Below are 15641 nucleotides of genomic sequence, written 5' to 3'. Positions count from 1 at the left end.
CCCGCCGCGCATGGAACTGAACGCACACGTCCTCTGGAACGGGCTGGCCTGGCCGCTCCTCCGCCTCTGCGCCGCGGTGAGCGTGGGTCTCTTCGTGGGCAACCTCATCGAGTCCCTGAACTGGACCCGGGCCGTGGCCAAGGTGGCCGCGCCGCTCATCCGTCTGGCCCGGCTCCAGGACATCTCCGGGGCCAGCTTCAGCATGGCCTTCTTCTCCGGCGCGGCGGCCAACTCCATGCTGGCGGAAGCCTACGAGCAGGGCAAGATGAACGAGCGGGAGGTGATTCTCTCCAACCTCTTCAACAGCCTGCCCACCAACTTCCTGCACCTGCCCACGGTGCTGGCCCTGGCCGTGCCCTTCCTGCGCGAGGCGGCCTTCGTCTACGTGGGCCTGACCGTGCTCTCGGCGCTCATCCGCACGGCGGTCATCGTGGGTTGGGGACGGCTCACCCTGCCCCCCCTGCCCGAGGGCTGTGTGGTCTGCCTGCTCAACGACGGCGGCTTCAAGGGCCTGGGACCGGCCCTGCGCAAGACAGTGGAGCGCTTCAAGAAGCGCCTGCCCCGGCTCATCTTCATCACCGTGCCGGTCTACACGCTGTTCTTCTTCCTCAAGCGTTGGGGAGTGTTCGACATGGTCGAGTCGGCCATGAGCCACAGCGCGCTGCTCTCCTGGCTGCCGCCCGAGGCCGTGGGCGTGGTGGCCTTCCAACTGGCGGCGGAGACCACGGCGGGCTTCGCCGCGGCCGGGGCCCTGCTCACCGCCGGGGCCCTGAGCGTCAAGGAGATGGTCCTGGCGCTCCTGGTGGGAGCCATCCTCTCCACGCCCATGCGCGCGGTGCGCCACCAGTTCCCCTACTACGCCGGAATCTTCAAGACCCGCCTGGCCGTGCGCCTCATCCTGCACAACCAGGCCCTGCGCGCCGCGACCCTGGCCCTGGTGGCCGCGCTCTACGCCCTCCTGGGTTGACGGCCCGTCGTCCGTGCAATGAAGCCGATCCGGTTGCACATATGTGCAGACACAAGTGCAACACTTGTGCAGCACATTGCACGCACAGCGCAGGTCGGCAACACACAATAATTTGTGAAATCCAATTATTCCAGTGTTTAGCATATTTTGGCACGGGACTCGCATATCTTCGAATCAACAGGCACAGCACAGCGAGCCTCACCCAGTCACACGTTTCCTTCCCAAACTCCTCTCTCTCCGTAAGAAGGGGCCCCAAAAGGGCCCCTTCTTATTTGTGCAACCAGTCTCGGCGGGACCGGATCATCAGCCCGCGCCCAAGGCCTCGGCATCGCGCTCCGCCGGGGACCAGGCCCCGCCCAGGCGCTCGATCTCGCGCAGCAGAAGACGGACTAGGTCCGGCAGCCGACGGGCCACCACGGGCGTCAGTTCCAGGCCCACGCCGTCCATGTCCTGGGGCTCCACGCCCAGGACCACCAGCTCCGGCAGCGCGCCGAGCACGTCGCAGTAGGTCAGGGTGTCCAGGAGATCGGCTTGGTGCGGGGATTTGCCCGGATCGATGCGCAGCGGCAGGTCCGCGCCCGTGAGCCGGTAGATGGAGCCGGGCTCCCCGCCGCCGAGCACGGCGTCGGCCACCACCAGAACGTCGGCCTCCATGATCGGGCCCATGAGCAGCATGCCCTGGGTGCCGCCGTCCAGAAGCGTCACGTTCTCCGAGAAGACATACTCCCGCGCCAGCTTCTCCACGGCGCGCACGCCCACCCCTTCGTCGCTGCGCAGGATGTTGCCCACTCCCAGCACCAGGATACGATTATTTGTGTTTTTCATGCGCAATTTTCGTATACGAATTTTAAATTCGTAGCAACAATGCCGCCGCCGTCCGCTCCGGAATATCGCCTCCACGAGCCTCCGTATCGATTTCCAAATTTTCTCTAGAAAATTTGCGGCCCGCAACCGTGAAGTCCGACAAGCCAGGAGCCGAGCCGCTCGGAGGGGCTTTTCCACTGCTCTGGTGATAAAAATTAATTCTATAATATAAGCATGTTAAATAATTAGTTAGGAACCAGTCTCAGTTGACAAAAACCACGTCTCCTTCCATACTGCGATCCGAATCGGTGCCCGGATGACCTCCGGGTGAAAAGGGAACCCGGCGCAACTCCGGGACTGCCCCGCAGCGGTGAACGGGAACGACTCCCCGCTCGAACGACACTGGCCTTGGCCGGGAAGTCCGGGGAGGAGGAAGGCGGCGGAAGGCCGCAACGCCCGCGAGTCCGAAGACCTGCCGGTTTCCGTTCGCGCCCGGCGCGGACGGCGCGGCGCGAAGGCCCGAGGGGGCGTTGCGGCGGACGAACCGCTTCCGGCGGCCACCCTCCGTCACCTCCTCCGACCTTCCGGCCGAGTCCGCGCCCGGTCCGCCGACCGACACGAACAGGCATCCTCATCGCACGAACAACTTGGAGCTGTACGAATGCCGCAATCCGCTGAAATCCTCGCCTCCGACACCCCCAACCTCGAAGCCGTCCGCGCGGCCGGGCTCGTGCCCCTGCGCCCGGTGACCCCGCCCACCCACGTCCGCAAGCGCAACGGCTCGGTGATCCCCTTCAACGCCGACAAGATCGTCTCGGCCATCCGCCGCGCGGGCGCGGCCACCGGCGAGTTCGCCGAGGACGAGGCCCGGCTGCTCACCGCGCAGGTGGTCAAGGTGCTCTCCCACCGCTACGCGGGCGGCACGCCGGACATCGAGCGCATCCAGGACGCCGTGGAGCAGGCCCTCATCTCGGCCAACCACTTCAAGACCATGCGCTCCTACAGCGTCTATCGCGAGCAGCGAGCCAAGCTGCGCCAGGACAAGAAGACCGTGGTGGACGTGGCCGCCTCGGTGAACGAATATCTCGACCGCCACGACTGGCGCGTGAACGCCAACGCCAACCAGGGCTATTCCCTGGGCGGGCTGATCCTGAACGTCTCCGGCAAGGTCACGGCCAACTACTGGCTGAACCACGTCTATCCCCCGGAGGTCGGCCGGGCCCACCGCGACGGCGACCTGCACATCCACGACCTGGACATGCTCTCCGGCTACTGCGCGGGCTGGTCCCTGCGCACCCTGCTCACCGAGGGACTCAACGGCGTGCCCGGCAAGGTGGAGGCCACCGCGCCCCGGCACCTCTCCAGCGCCGTGGGCCAGATCGTCAACTTCCTCGGCACGCTCCAGAACGAATGGGCCGGGGCCCAGGCCTTCAGCTCCTTCGACACCTACATGGCCCCCTTCCTGCGCAAGGACAAACTGCCCTATGACGACGTGCTCCAGTGCATCCAGGAGCTGATCTACAACCTGAACGTGCCCTCGCGCTGGGGCACCCAGACCCCGTTCACCAACCTGACCTTCGACTGGACCTGTCCCGACGACCTCAAGGACCAGCACCCGGTCATCGGCGGCCAGGAGATGCCCTTCACCTACGGCGATCTCCAGCCCGAGATGGACATGATCAACCGGGCCTACATCGAAGTCATGACCGCGGGCGACGCCAAGGGCCGGGTCTTCACCTTCCCCATCCCGACATACAACATCACCAAGGACTTCCCCTGGGACGGGCCCAACGTCGACCTGCTCTTCGAGATGACCGCCAAGTACGGCCTGCCCTACTTCCAGAACTTCGTGAACTCCGACCTGGAGCCGAACATGGTCCGCTCCATGTGCTGCCGCCTCCAGCTCGACCTGCGCGAACTCCTCAAGCGCGGCAACGGCCTCTTCGGCAGCGCCGAGCAGACCGGCTCCCTGGGCGTGGTCACGATCAACTGCGCGCGCCTGGGCTACCGCCACAAGGGCGACCGCGTGGGCCTCTACGCCGCCCTGGACGCCCTGCTGGAAACCTCCCGCGTGAGCCTGGAGATCAAGCGCAAGGAGATCCAGCGCCGCATGGACGCCGGGCTCTTCCCCTACACCAAGCGCTACCTGGGTTCGCTGCGCAACCACTTCTCGACCATCGGCATCAACGGCGTGAACGAGATGGTCCGCAACTTCACCGACGACGCCGAGGACATCACCACCGAGGCGGGCTACGAAATGGCCGTGCGCTTCCTGGATCACGTGCGGGCGCGGATCACCACCTTCCAGGAGGAGACCGGACACCTCTTCAACCTGGAGGCCACCCCGGCCGAGGGCACCACCTACCGCTTCGCCAAGGAGGACCGCCGCCGCTACCCGGACATCCTCCAGGCCGGAACCGAGGACCAGCCCTACTACACCAACTCCAGCCAGCTGCCCGTGGGTTTCACCGACGATCCCTTCGAGGCCCTGTCCCGCCAGGAGACGCTCCAGCGCAAGTACACCGGCGGCACGGTGCTGCACCTCTACATGGGTGAGCGGATCTCCAGCGCGGCGGCCTGCAAGGCCCTGGTGCGCAAGTCCCTGGCGCGCTTCGCCCTGCCCTACATCACGATCACGCCGACCTTCTCCATCTGCCCCTCCCACGGCTACCTGAACGGGGAGCAGGAGACCTGCCCCACCTGCAAGGCCGCGGGCACGATCCAGCCCTGCGAGATATGGACCCGGGTGATGGGCTACTACCGGCCGCGCTCGGCCTTCAACATCGGCAAGAAGGGCGAGTACGACGAGCGGGTCTGCTTCAACGAGCCCGCCCAGGAGGCCCTTGCGTGAGTCACCCCCCGGCGGCCGGACTGACGGTGGCCGGGGTCACGCCGCTCAGCAGCGTGGACTATCCCGGCGGCGTTTTGGCCGCCGTGGTCTTTCTGCGCGGCTGTCCCTGGCGCTGCCCCTACTGCCAAAACGCGGCCCTGCGCGACGCGGGCGCGCGCGACCCCGACGAACGGACCTGGGGCCACGTCCTCGACTGGCTGCGCACCCGTAGCGGTCTGCTGGATGCGGTGGTCTTTTCCGGCGGCGAGCCCCTACTCTGGCCCGGCCTGCTGGAGGCCATGCGCGAAGCGCGCGGCCTGGGCTTCCGCGTGGGCCTGCACACCTCGGGCATGGCCCCGGCGGCCCTGGAACACGTCCTGCCGCTGGTGGACTGGGCCGGGCTCGACCTGAAGGCCCCGCGCGCGGCCTACGCCCGCATCACGGGCCAGGACGGCAGCGCGGACGCCGCCTGGGAAAGCCTCGGGCTGCTGCGCCGGAGTCCAGCCGCGCTCGAACTCCGCACCACCTGGCATCCGGACGTTCTTTCGGAGGACGAGCTCCTGGACCTGGCCCGCGAACTGTCGCCCCTGAAGAGCGGCGAATGGATCATCCAGGCCTTCCAGCCCACGGGCTGCGAGGACGAGGCCCTGTCCGCCTCGGGCCGGGCCCACATGCCAGCAGAGCTCCTGGAAAGGATGCGGAGCATCCTGCCGGGATTCACGGTCGGGGTGAGGGAATAACCAACATGCTCCTGGTCGACCCGCCGGACCTGCCCGCTCTCGCCCCGCTCTTCGCCGCAAACCGGCACACCTTCACCTGGACCTGCCTGCAAGGGCACATGGGCAAGGCTTGGGCCGACCGCCTGCCGAACCCCACCTGCGCCCGCATCCTGACCGGTGATGTCGCGCTCTTCGCCGGGGACAGCCGCTCCCCGGACGCCGGGTGCATGGTGCGCGCGCTGCCCGCCTCCTACACGACGCCGTTCTGCATCATGATCCCGCCGGCCCCGGACTGGGCCGCGCTCATCGAGGCGGCGCATCCCGGCCGTTTCCAGCGGAGCCTGCGCCACGCCCTGAGGCACGACTGGGGGTTCTTCGACCCTGAACGTTTGCGGGCCTGCATCGCGCGACTGCCCGAAGGGCTTGAACTGGCGCCCCTAGGCCGGGAGCACCACGCATGCGTGCTTCGGGAGCCTTGGTCCGCCGACTTCTGCTCCCAGTTCACCTCCTGGGAGGATTACGCGCTGCGCGGCATCGGTTTTCTGGTTCTGGACAACGGCCGCCCGGTGTGCGGGGCGTCGTCGTACACCGTGTTCGACGACGGCATCGAAATCGAGATCGCCACGTTGCCCGGGTACCGCCGCCGGGGCTTGGCCGCGGCCTGCGCGGCCCGGCTCATCCTCGCCTGCCGCGAGCGGGGAATCTTCCCCGGCTGGGATGCGGCCAATCCCGAATCCCTGGCCTTGGCGCTCAAGCTCGGCTATCGGCACGAGTGCGACTACCCCGTGCATTTGGTGGACCTGGACCAGGGCTGAGCCCCCGGAAAAATCATCACTCCCATGACCGAAAAAAGGCCCGCTCCTTTCGGAGCGGGCCTTTTCGTTTCAGGCGTCGGGGTCGGGGCGGCTAGGCGGCCTCGGCCTCGCCGGCGCACTTGCAGCCGTCCTCGGAGGAGCAGCCACAGGGCAGCTTCTGGGCCACGCCCAGTTCCTTCTTCACGTCCGTGGCGATCTTGAACAGGAAGGTCACCACGAGCGCGCCGGTGGCGTAGACCATGAGCGAGATCATCAGCTCGGGGCCGGTGGGCCAGTAGGGCGAGATCTGCTCGAAGGGGTTGGGGTTGAAGCCGCCGATCAAGAGGCCCAGGCCCTTGTCGATCCAGGTGGCGACCACCAGGATGGCCAGGGAGTACGGCAGCAGCTTGTGGTTGTCGCGAAGCTGCGGCGGGATGAGCAGCGCCAGGCTGGTCACCGCCAGGATCGCGAAGGTCCACATCCAGGGCACCAACTCGGTGTGCCCATGCGCGCCCACGAAGAGGTAGGCGATGGAGTGCATGTGGCCCGGGATGTTGGAGTAGAACGCCGTGAACACTTCCAACAGGAAGAAGAAGACGTTCACGCACATGGCGTAGGTGATGATCTTGGCCAGGGTGCGGATGCCGTCCTTGGGCATCTTGAAGCTGGTCACCCGCTCGGTGACGAGCATGACCAGCATCAGGATGGCGGGGCCGGAGCAGAACGCCGAGGCCAGGAAGCGGGCGGCCAGGATGGCGGTGAGCCAGTAGTGGCGGCCCGGGAGGCCCTGGTACAGGAAGGCCGTCACCGTGTGGATGGAGAAGGCCCAGATGATGGAGACGTAGACCACGGGCTTGAGCCACTTGGGATGCGGCAGGCGCAGGCGGTCGGACTCCAGGCTGACCCAGCCGGCCACGATGTTCAGGAGCAGGTAGCCGTTGAGCACGACCATGTCCCAGAACAGGATGGAGTTCGGCGTGGGATGCAGGAGCACGTTGAGCATCCGCTGCGGCTGGCCGATGTCGACCACGATGAAGCCAAGGCACATGACCACGGCGCCGATGGCCATGAACTCGCCGAAGATGACCATGTGCTTGAATTTCTTATAGTGATGGAAGTAGTAGGGCAGCACGATCATGACGCCCGAGGCGGCCAGGCCGACGAGGTAGGTGAACTGGGCGATGTAGAATCCCCAGGACACGTCGCGGCTCATGCCGGTGATCTTCAGGCCTTGCATGAGCTGCATCACGTAGACCGCGCCGCCGACGCCGATGATGGCGAGCAGCAGGGCCACCCAGCCGTAGTATTTGGGACTTCCCTTGAGAACACGTTCCAGCATAGCCGCCCCCTAAATGATGTAGTACACGCTCGGCTCGGTGCCGAGGGAAGGTTTGCGACGGATGGTGTAGTTCTCCCGGAGCGCCTTGCGGGCCGGGGAGTTCTCGTCGGACAGGTCGCCGAAGTGGATGGCGCCGTTGGAGGCCTCCACGCAGGCGGGCAGCTTGCCCACTTCCAGACGCTCCACGCAGAACGTGCACTTCTCGACCACGCCGCGCATCCGCGTGGGGTATTCCTTGTTCAGCTTGGCCAGGTCCAGGTGTTCCCGGGGCTCGCCGAAGTTGAAGCTGCGCGCGCCGAAGGGGCAGCCCGCCATGCAGTAGCGGCAGCCGATGCAGCGGTGGTAGTCCATGGTCACGATGCCGTCGGGCCGCTTGTAGGTGGCCTGGGTGGGGCAGACGCGGACGCAGGGAGGGTTCTCGCAGTGGTTGCACAGCAGCATCACGCGCCGGTGCTCCACCTCGGGGCTCTGATACTTGTTGGGGAAGTCCGGGAAGGCTTCCTCCATGGATGCGGCCCAGAGCCACTTCACGTTCTGTCTGGTGGGCACGTCGGGCACGTTGTGCAGGGCGTGGCAGGCCGCGGCCAGGGGGGCGATGGCTTCGTCCGTGTTCAGCTTGCGGGTGTCGATGACCATGGCCCACTGCGTGGCGTGCAGGGTCTCCTTGTTCGGCTTGGCCGGGGAGCCGCCGCCCGAGGAGGCCAGCACGCCGGAGGCGCCAGCGCACAGCCCCACGGCGGTCAGTCCCGCGAACTTGAGGAAGTGTCTTCTGCTCTGGTTCATTTCTTCAACCCCTCCGGCTGAGTATGGCAGTCCCAGCAGTAAGGGACGACCGCCTGGTCATTGTGGCACTTGTCGCAGAACTCCGCCTTGTTGTCGTGACACTTCATGCAGGTGTTCTGGAGGCTGATGTTGTATTCCTTGCCCTTGGAGTTGATGTAGGTGCGCTTGCCCTCGCGCAGCGCCCAGTCGCGCCAGTCGTTGAGCAGCTGCATGTGCTCCTTGCGCATGAACTCCTTGGACTCGATGCATTCCTTTTCCTTGGCCGGCAGCTTCACCTGGGGCTGGGAGTACGCCTTGGCGCCGACGTTGAACCAGAGGGGGATGGTGACCAGGCCCAGGAAGACGACCAGGCCGGCCAGGATGCTCCCGCCGTTGTACAGTTTCATTTATTCCTCCTCCTGGGCAAACAGTTCCTCGAATTCCTCCTGGCGGAGGTTCATGGTCCGCTCGCTCTCGCCGTCCAGGATGAGGGCGTTGGCCACCAGCTCATGCAGGCCGGAGATGCGCACGCCCGGGGCCCAGTAGTCGGCCAGGGGGATCAGGGTGGCGCGGTCGATGGCGCAGACGCAGGCCATGGTGTTCACCCCGTGCTTCTCCTGCACGTAGCGCAGGGCGTTGCCTCTCGGCAGGCCGCCGCGCAGACGGATTTCCATGATCTCGTCGGTGTTCAGGCCCGAACCGCCCGCGCAGCAGAAGGTCTGCTCGCGGATGGTGTTCTCGGGCATTTCGTAGAAGTGGTTGCAGACGTTCTTCAGCACGTAGCGGGGCTCTTCCAGCATGCCCATGCCGCGCGCGGGGTTGCAGGAGTCGTGGAAGGTGGCCCGGATGTAGTCGTTGCGCTTCTTGTCCAGGTTCAGCTTGCCGTGCTTGATGAGGTCGGCGGTGAACTCGGCGATGTGCACCATCTTGGTCTGCTTGGCGTTGTTGAACACCGTGCCGGTGATCGGGTTCACCGGGGTGCGCATCTGGGGGCCCTGCAGGTAGCCGTTCATGGTGTCCATGTACTGGTTGATCACGCGCCACATGTGTCCGCACTCGCCGCCCAGAATCCACTTGGCGCCCAGGCGGTTGGCCTCGGCGTACATCTTGGCGTTGAGCTTCTTCATCATGTCGGCGTTGGTGAACAGGCCGAAGTTGCCGCCCTCGGAGGCGTACGTGCTCATGGTGAAGTCGAGCCCGATGGCGTCGAAGAGCATCAGGTAGCCCATGAAGGTGTATATGCCCGGGTCGGCGAACACGTCGCCGGAGGGGGTGATGAAGATGACCTCATGACCCTTCTCGTTCAGCGGGCACTTCACGCGCTTGCCGGTGATGGTCTCGATGTCGTCGAGCATGAAGTCGACGATGTCCTTGAAGGCGTGGGGCTGGATGCCGAGGTGGTTGCCGGTGCGGTTGCAGTTGGCCACCGGCTCGAGGATCCAGTTGATGTTGATGCCGCAGAGGTGCAGCAGCTCGCGGGCCATCATGGTCACTTCGGCCGTGTCGATGCCGTAGGGGCAGAAGAGCGAGCAGCGGCGGCACTCGGTGCACTGGTAGAAGTAGAGGAACCACTCCTTGAGCACGTCCTCTTCCATGACCCGGGCGCCGGTGAGCTTGCCGAGGATCTTGCCCGCCAGGGTGAAGTCCTTGCGGTAGACCGAGCGCATCAGCTCGGCGCGCAGCACGGGCATGTTCTTCGGGTCGCCGGAGCCGATGAAGAAGTGGCACTTGTCGGCGCAGGCCCCGCAGCGCACGCAGACGTCCATGAAGAGCTTGAGGGAGCGGTACTTGTCCAGGCGTTCCTTGAAGCCCTCGTGGACGATGTCCTTCCAGTTGGAGGGCAGCTTCCAGTCCACGTCGCCCGGGCTCCACTCGCGCGGGTTGGCGAACACTCCGGGCAGCTCGTGCATGAGGTATTCGACTTTCTCGGGCTTGGCCGGGTAGGCCCAGCGGCCCATGGAAAAGTCATTGGGCGTCGACATCCAGTCCGTGCGCGGCGGCGTGTAGTCGATGCTTTGCAACAACTCGATCGGTTTCTTGGAGAACTTGGCCATATCGTTTCTCTCTCCGGGTGCTGTGTTGAGCTTCGCTTAAGCCTTGGCCTCTTCCTCGGCGCCCTCGGGCAGCTTCTCCAGGGGCAGGCCGGCCTCGTACATGGGCTCGCGGAAGTCGTCCTCGTAGTGTTCGTAGCTGTGCGGCATGATGCCCTTGTCGTTCCAGGGATTCTCGTGGTGCTTCATGCGCGTGTCGTTGGGCAGGTTGCGCGTGGGCGAGAGGAAGACGCCGCCCGCGTGCATGAGCTTGGAGAAGGGGAAGTAAGCCAGCAGCACGCTCACCAGGAAGAGATGGACGTAGAAGCTGTTGTCGATGCCCGCGGGAATCTTGTAGTTGAACTGCAGGGCGCTGACCACCAGCTCCTTGATGGCCACGACGTCGACCTTGGCGAAGTAGCGCATGTAGATGCCCGAGAGCGAGATGCCCAGGAGCAGGAACAGCGGGAAGAAGTCGTTGACCAGGGAGATGTAGCGGATCTTCGGATCGGCCAGGCGGCGGGCCAGGAGAAAGAACAGGCCGGCCAGGATGAGGATGTCGCTCATGTACATCCGGGGAATGCCGATCTGCATGATGCCGTCGCCGAACTCCAGCCACTCGATGGGCAGCGGCACGGAGGCCAGGAACAGTCGCATGTGCCGGGCCACGATGATGAAGAAGGAGTAGTGGAAGAAGATGGCGAAGAGCCAGAGCCACTTGGAAGAGGCGTAGGCCACGACGTTGTTCTTCACGTCCAGCTTCACGGCCGTGTTGCGGAACAGCGAACGGAAGCAGAGCACCTCCAGGAGCATCCGCATGAACGTCTGCGGACCCGTGGAGGGGTTGTCCCACTTGTTCTGCTTGAACAGCGTGGGGTCATAGGGTTCCTGCTGGCCGCCGGTGGTGGGGATGCGGAACGGCACCGGGCGTTTGGCCCAGCCATACACCTTCCAGACGAACCCCGCCAAAAAGACGAGGAGCGCCGTCGAGGGGATGCAAATGCCGAAGAAGACGTTCAGCTTTGCCGCCCCGACCCCGATCAACGGGATCAGCACCAAGGCAAAGACGAAAACCAGCGAGTACAATGCATTCATCTCCCGTCACCTCGTTTGAGTGTTCGGCCCGCCCCGGGCCCTCCACTTATGCCTTGACGGCCTCTTCGGCCGCGACGTCCAGCACGAGACCCGCCTTGCGCATGATGTTGCGGTGGGCGAGCTTGATCTCCTTCACCCGCAGCTCATAGATCTGCTTGCGGTCCCGGAAGTAGACGTCGAAGGCCAGCAGGGCCATGTTGTCCACCCGGGTCTCGAAGGCCAGAAGCTCGGCCAGCCGCCCCTGGGCCGACAGTTCGTCGGCCAGGGCCTCGCGCAGGGCCTTCTTCAACAGAAAAACGAAACTCAAGGCTTCCGACGGCGCGAAATCCTGCACCGCCCGGATCTTCACCAGACGGTCCAGCGCGGCGCACAGGGCGTCGGCGTCCTCCCAGGACAGAAGCAGGGAGAAGACCTCGGCCGCGGTCGCCCGGATGGCCTGGCCCACCGGATTCTCGAAGAGATCCCGGTTGGCCTTCCAGACCTTCTGCGTCTCCGCCGGGTAGGTGCCGAAAATAAGCTCCACCCAGCGGGTCACCAGCGGCTCCTCCTGGGATGCGAGCTGCTCCAGGAGGGGCAAACGCCGTTGATCCTCGGTCCGTGCCATATCGCGCCACCGCAGCCGCGGCGCCCGAAGGCCCGCGTCCGCGTCGTCAGTATTTTTCGTGTCGGAGGTCGTGAAATCTCACACGGTTGAACACCGCCCTTATTTCAGACGAAAGGCAAAAGGTCAATCCGTTTTCCGGGATTTCCCGATGGTGCGGGAGGGATTCCGAGCCGCGAGCGTCATTCTTCCCGAGCCCCCGAGACGGTGGGCTCCGGCCGGACGTCCCCGGGACGTGAACATCGTTCGTCACCCCTGGGGCGCACCTCCCCGGCCGCCCGCGTCGCGGCCGCTAAGGACCATCGGCATGCGTCTTTCCTCCCACGTCCTCCGGAGCGCCGTCCTCCCCTTCTTCGCCCGTTCCCGTCCGAACCAGCGCAATGTGCAGAATGTTGCATGAATTCATGTGCTGGATATTGCACATCGTGCTTCGCATATGATATTCTTATCCATTGATATTATTTAATTTTTATCGTTGGCACGGTCCATGCTTCATCCAGGACAAAACAAACGGCCGCTCACCCGGCCAAGGAGGATTTCACGATGAAGACCGCCACCCGTTCCGCCTGGTACGTGGGTTTGGCCCTGAGCATGGTGCTCGGCCTGGCCGCCGCTTCCTACGCCTTCGGAGGCCCTGGACACGGCATGTACGGAAGAGGCCCCGGCTACGGCATGATGGACCAGTACACACAGCTCACCCCCGAGAAGCGAGCCGCCGTGGACAAGCTCTTCGCCGAGCACCGCAAGGCCGTGCAGCCCCTGCGCGACGAACTCTTCGTCAAGCAGGCCGAGCTGGACGCCGTTGAGCGTCAGCAGAGCCCGGACCTGAACGCCGTGCGCACCCTGGCCAAGGACATCACCACCCTGCGCGGCAAGCTCTTCGACCAGGGCGAGGCCTTCCGGGCCAAGGTCGAGAAGGAGACCGGCATCGAGATGGGCCCCGGCCGCGGCTACGGCATGGGTTACGGTCGCGGCTCCGGCATGGGCTACGGCCACGGCTACGGCCACGGTTACGGCATGGGCGCCGGCGGCGGTTGCGGCCGCTGGTAGACGCCCCTTCGGACGGCGGGCCGGGAGCTTTCCCGGCCTCCGTCCACATCTCCCCCCCCGCCCCCGGAGGCGTCAGATGACCAAACGTTTTCTCCTCCGCTTCACCCTGCTCCTGCTCATCCTCGGGATGGCGGGCGTGGCCCACGCCTTTTTCGGCCTCTTCGAAACCGGCCCGCGCATGGTCCAGCCCGACAACGGCGTGGTGCGCCTGTCCCTGGACCAGTTCCGAGACGGCGCGGCCCGTCGCTACGCCCTGAACCTGGACGGCAAGAACGTGCCCTTCTTCGTGGTCCAGAGCCGCGACGGCGTGACCCGGGCGGCCTTCGACGCCTGCGACGTGTGCTACGCCGAGCGCAAGGGCTATTCCCAGGACGGCGAACACATGGTCTGCAACAACTGCGGCCAACGCTTCCACATCGCGCGCATCAACGAGGTCAAGGGCGGCTGCAATCCCGCGCCCCTGCACCGGACGGTGGAGGGCGGCGATCTGGTCATCAGGGTCGCGGACATCGCCGCCGGAGCCGGATACTTCTAGGACCGCGCACAGATGAACCTCTGCACCATCCCGCTGCGCAACCTGCGGCGCAAACCGCTCAAGAACCTGCTCCTGGCCCTGGTCCTGACCCTGGGCGTGGCGGCCATCACGGCCCTCTTCGGGGTTTCCCGGGTGGTCGGCGAAAGTCTCGAAAAAAAGCTCACGGCCTACGGCGCGAACATCCTCGTGACCCCGCGATCGGAAAAGCTCACCGTGAGCTACGGCGGCCTGGCCCTGGGCGACATGCTCTACGGCCTGGAGTACCTGGACGAGGCCGCCGCCCAGAAGGCCATCGACGGCCTCGCCCTGCGCGAGAACGTGAGCGTGGTCGCGCCCAAGCTGGTGGTCCCGGCCGAGTCCGACGGCACGGCCCTGGCCGTGGTCGGCGTGCGTTTCGACCGGGAGCGGCTGCTCAAGGGCTACTGGAGCCTGACCGGGACTTGGCCCGCCTCGGACTCCCAGATCCTGCTCGGCTCCCATGCGGCCGTCCGCCTGGGCGGAGCCGCCGGGCCCCTGGCCCCGGGCGGCGCGGTGCGCATATCCGGCCGCGACCTGACCGTGTCCGGCGTGCTGGCCGAAACCGGCGGGGACGACGACAACGCGGCCTTCGCCACCCTGCCCCTGGCCCAGTCCCTGGCCGGGCTGCCGGGCAAGGCCAACCTCCTGGAGGTGGCCGCGCTCTGCGCCGGGTGCCCCATCGAGGACATCGTGGCCCAGCTCGCCGCCGCCCTGCCCCACACCGAGGTCAAGGCCCTGCGCCAGGTGGTGGAGCAGCGCATGTATTCCGTGCACTTCGTGAAGAACATGGCCCTGGCGGTGAGCTTGGTCATCCTGCTCACGGCCTGCGCCATGGTCGCGGCCAGCATGCTCTCCTCGGTCAACGAGCGGGTGCGCGAGATCGGCCTGCTGCGCTCCCTGGGTTTCTCCCGGGGGGCGGTGTTCTCCCTGTTCAGCTTCGAGGCCCTGCTCCTGGGCCTGGCCTCGGGACTGGCGGGCCACCTGTTCGGCTTCACGGCCACCGGGCCGATCCTCTCGGCCCTGCACGCCGAGGGCGTGACCCCGGGCTTCAGCCTCGCGGCCCTGGCCCTGACCGCGGCGGCCATCTCCCTGGTCAGCGTGCTTTCGTCCCTCTTCCCGGCCTGGAAGGCGTCGCGCGTGGACCCCTCCCAGGCCCTGGTGTCCCTCTAGGAGGTCCGACCCGTGCTCCGCGCCATCGACATCGCCAAGACCTTCCGCTCCGGCGGGCTGGACGCCCCGGCCCTGCGCGGGGTCTCCCTGGACGTGCCCGAGGGCCGCTTCATCGCCGTGGTGGGCCGCTCCGGCTCGGGCAAGTCCACCCTGCTCAACGTGCTCTCCACCCTGACCCGGCCCGACGCGGGCGGCCTCACCTGGCGCGGCGCGGACCTCGCCGACCTGCCGGAATCCGCCATCGACGCCCTGCGCCGCCGCGACTTCGCCGTGATCTTCCAGCAGCACCACCTCCTGCCCTACCTCACGGCCCTGGAGAACACCCTCCTGCCGTTCATGACCGGCTTCCGTTCCGTGAGCGGAGCCCAGCGCGACCGCGCCCGGGCCTGTCTGGCGCGGGTCGGGCTCTCCGGCAAGGAGGACCGCCTGCCCGGAGCGCTCTCCGGCGGGGAGCAGCAGCGCGTGGCCATCGCCCGGGCCCTGGTCAAGGACGCCCGGGTGCTCTTCGCGGACGAGCCCACCGGCAGCCTGGACAAGGCCACCGGCCGGGGCGTCATGGAGCTCCTGCGCGCCCTGGCCGACGGAGGGCTGGCCGTGGTCATGGTCACCCACGACCAGGAATGGGCCGCCCTGGCCGACGAAATCGTCTTCATGGAAGACGGACGGCTTCGCCGCACTTTAGAAGACGGTTGAGAAAGAGGGCGGCTGGGCTGTTCCGCCTCTCTGAACACCGGGCCGCGTCCCCGGCCGCGACAAAATCTCCTCTCCCCCTCCCCTCCGCAACCGGGGGCCGCATCCGTCCGATGCGGCCCCCGGCTTCGTCGATTCATGGAAAGGTGGAGAAGCTCTTGTATTCGTCCCTCTTCGCCTTTCTGAAAACCGGCGAAGCCGGTTGACAACTGGTTGTCGATAAGGCAGTGTCAAAAC

Annotated in this window: 15 protein-coding genes and 1 riboswitch; of the genes, 8 read left to right on the top strand and 7 right to left on the bottom strand. The window is 66.0% G+C overall.

The features are described 5' to 3' along the window. Positions 1 to 10 precede the first annotated feature (10 nt). Positions 11 to 967 (top strand): membrane protein, encoded by a 957-nt coding sequence (locus H587_RS0110225; RefSeq protein ID WP_027176189.1) that lies wholly within the window; start codon positions 11 to 13, stop codon positions 965 to 967. Between the two features lie 303 nt (positions 968 to 1270). On the opposite strand, the gene H587_RS0110220 is transcribed toward H587_RS0110225, so the two are convergent. After that, positions 1271 to 1792 carry a HyaD/HybD family hydrogenase maturation endopeptidase gene (locus tag H587_RS0110220; RefSeq protein ID WP_027176188.1) on the bottom strand — a complete coding sequence of 174 codons (522 nt, stop codon included), beginning with the start codon at positions 1790 to 1792 and terminating at the stop codon, positions 1271 to 1273. Between the two features lie 268 nt (positions 1793 to 2060). After that, positions 2061 to 2265, top strand: a riboswitch (cobalamin riboswitch). Positions 2266 to 2432: 167 nt separating this feature from the next. Here H587_RS0110220 and H587_RS0110215 point away from each other — a divergent pair. Genes H587_RS0110215 through H587_RS0110205 form a run of 3 tightly spaced genes read left to right on the top strand, consistent with a single transcriptional unit; the run spans position 2433 to position 6135 of the window. Further along, a complete protein-coding gene (locus H587_RS0110215; protein WP_027176187.1) occupies positions 2433 to 4622 on the top strand; it encodes a ribonucleoside triphosphate reductase in 2190 nt (729 codons plus the stop codon). Continuing rightward, complete coding sequence (locus tag H587_RS0110210; protein WP_051202647.1) at positions 4619 to 5341, top strand: anaerobic ribonucleoside-triphosphate reductase activating protein; 723 nt, start codon at positions 4619 to 4621, stop codon at positions 5339 to 5341. The genes H587_RS0110215 and H587_RS0110210 overlap by 4 nt, the downstream gene beginning before the upstream one ends. 5 nt (positions 5342 to 5346) lie before the next feature. Continuing rightward, complete coding sequence (locus tag H587_RS0110205; RefSeq protein WP_027176185.1) at positions 5347 to 6135, top strand: GNAT family N-acetyltransferase; 789 nt, start codon at positions 5347 to 5349, stop codon at positions 6133 to 6135. A 91-nt stretch (positions 6136 to 6226) separates the two neighbouring features. Here the strand turns inward: H587_RS0110205 and dsrP are convergent, their stop codons facing one another. The 6 genes from dsrP to H587_RS0110175 are packed head-to-tail and all read right to left on the bottom strand — an operon-like array spanning position 6227 to position 11944. Further along, positions 6227 to 7453: a sulfate reduction electron transfer complex DsrMKJOP subunit DsrP gene (dsrP, locus tag H587_RS0110200; RefSeq protein WP_027176184.1), complete on the bottom strand. Its 1227-nt coding sequence runs from the start codon at positions 7451 to 7453 to the stop codon at positions 6227 to 6229. Between the two features lie 9 nt (positions 7454 to 7462). Then, a complete protein-coding gene (gene dsrO / locus H587_RS0110195; protein WP_027176183.1) occupies positions 7463 to 8236 on the bottom strand; it encodes a sulfate reduction electron transfer complex DsrMKJOP subunit DsrO in 774 nt (257 codons plus the stop codon). Then, complete coding sequence (gene dsrJ / locus H587_RS0110190) at positions 8233 to 8616, bottom strand: sulfate reduction electron transfer complex DsrMKJOP subunit DsrJ (RefSeq protein ID WP_027176182.1); 384 nt, start codon at positions 8614 to 8616, stop codon at positions 8233 to 8235. The genes dsrO and dsrJ overlap by 4 nt, the downstream gene beginning before the upstream one ends. A gap of 6 nt (positions 8617 to 8622) precedes the next feature. Next, the gene (gene dsrK / locus H587_RS0110185; RefSeq protein WP_027176181.1) at positions 8623 to 10269 is read right to left on the bottom strand and encodes a sulfate reduction electron transfer complex DsrMKJOP subunit DsrK; all 1647 of its coding nucleotides are present in this window, start codon (positions 10267 to 10269) and stop codon (positions 8623 to 8625) included. A 36-nt stretch (positions 10270 to 10305) separates the two neighbouring features. Next, entirely contained in the window at positions 10306 to 11340 is a 1035-nt protein-coding gene (dsrM, locus tag H587_RS0110180; protein WP_027176180.1) for a sulfate reduction electron transfer complex DsrMKJOP subunit DsrM, read from the bottom strand. Between the two features lie 46 nt (positions 11341 to 11386). Further along, a complete protein-coding gene (locus tag H587_RS0110175) occupies positions 11387 to 11944 on the bottom strand; it encodes an RsbRD N-terminal domain-containing protein (RefSeq protein ID WP_156904517.1) in 558 nt (185 codons plus the stop codon). A gap of 540 nt (positions 11945 to 12484) precedes the next feature. Here H587_RS0110175 and H587_RS0110170 point away from each other — a divergent pair. The 4 genes from H587_RS0110170 (at position 12485) to H587_RS0110155 (ending at position 15407) form a co-directional block, all read left to right on the top strand. Then, entirely contained in the window at positions 12485 to 12991 is a 507-nt protein-coding gene (locus H587_RS0110170) for a periplasmic heavy metal sensor (RefSeq protein ID WP_027176178.1), read from the top strand. 76 nt (positions 12992 to 13067) lie between these two features. Continuing rightward, positions 13068 to 13526, top strand: a complete 459-nt coding sequence (locus H587_RS0110165; protein WP_027176177.1) for a DUF2318 domain-containing protein — start codon at positions 13068 to 13070, stop codon at positions 13524 to 13526. Between the two features lie 12 nt (positions 13527 to 13538). After that, a complete protein-coding gene (locus H587_RS0110160; protein ID WP_027176176.1) occupies positions 13539 to 14714 on the top strand; it encodes an ABC transporter permease in 1176 nt (391 codons plus the stop codon). A 12-nt stretch (positions 14715 to 14726) separates the two neighbouring features. Next, a complete protein-coding gene (locus tag H587_RS0110155) occupies positions 14727 to 15407 on the top strand; it encodes an ABC transporter ATP-binding protein (protein WP_027176175.1) in 681 nt (226 codons plus the stop codon). The last annotated feature ends 234 nt before the right edge of the window (positions 15408 to 15641 follow it).

This window comes from Desulfovibrio aminophilus DSM 12254, assembly GCF_000422565.1.
Classification (GTDB): domain Bacteria; phylum Desulfobacterota; class Desulfovibrionia; order Desulfovibrionales; family Desulfovibrionaceae; genus Aminidesulfovibrio; species Aminidesulfovibrio aminophilus.
The sequence above is the reverse complement of the archived record's forward strand: the minus strand, read 5'-3'. Positions and strand labels throughout refer to the sequence as shown.

Excerpts from the sequence above, each read along its gene's own strand:
- dsrK (WP_027176181.1), bottom strand. The coding sequence starts at position 10,269 with ATGGCCAAGTTCTCCAAGAAACCGATCGAGTTGTTGCAAAGCATCGAC.
- H587_RS0110175 (WP_156904517.1), bottom strand. The coding sequence starts at position 11,944 with ATGGCACGGACCGAGGATCAACGGCGTTTGCCCCTCCTGGAGCAGCTC.
- dsrP (WP_027176184.1), bottom strand. The coding sequence starts at position 7,453 with ATGCTGGAACGTGTTCTCAAGGGAAGTCCCAAATACTACGGCTGGGTG.
- H587_RS0110165 (WP_027176177.1), top strand. The coding sequence starts at position 13,068 with ATGACCAAACGTTTTCTCCTCCGCTTCACCCTGCTCCTGCTCATCCTC.
- H587_RS0110215 (WP_027176187.1), top strand. The coding sequence starts at position 2,433 with ATGCCGCAATCCGCTGAAATCCTCGCCTCCGACACCCCCAACCTCGAA.
- dsrM (WP_027176180.1), bottom strand. The coding sequence starts at position 11,340 with ATGAATGCATTGTACTCGCTGGTTTTCGTCTTTGCCTTGGTGCTGATC.
- H587_RS0110160 (WP_027176176.1), top strand. The coding sequence starts at position 13,539 with ATGAACCTCTGCACCATCCCGCTGCGCAACCTGCGGCGCAAACCGCTC.
- dsrO (WP_027176183.1), bottom strand. The coding sequence starts at position 8,236 with ATGAACCAGAGCAGAAGACACTTCCTCAAGTTCGCGGGACTGACCGCC.
- H587_RS0110220 (WP_027176188.1), bottom strand. The coding sequence starts at position 1,792 with ATGAAAAACACAAATAATCGTATCCTGGTGCTGGGAGTGGGCAACATC.
- H587_RS0110170 (WP_027176178.1), top strand. The coding sequence starts at position 12,485 with ATGAAGACCGCCACCCGTTCCGCCTGGTACGTGGGTTTGGCCCTGAGC.
- H587_RS0110205 (WP_027176185.1), top strand. The coding sequence starts at position 5,347 with ATGCTCCTGGTCGACCCGCCGGACCTGCCCGCTCTCGCCCCGCTCTTC.
- H587_RS0110225 (WP_027176189.1), top strand. The coding sequence starts at position 11 with ATGGAACTGAACGCACACGTCCTCTGGAACGGGCTGGCCTGGCCGCTC.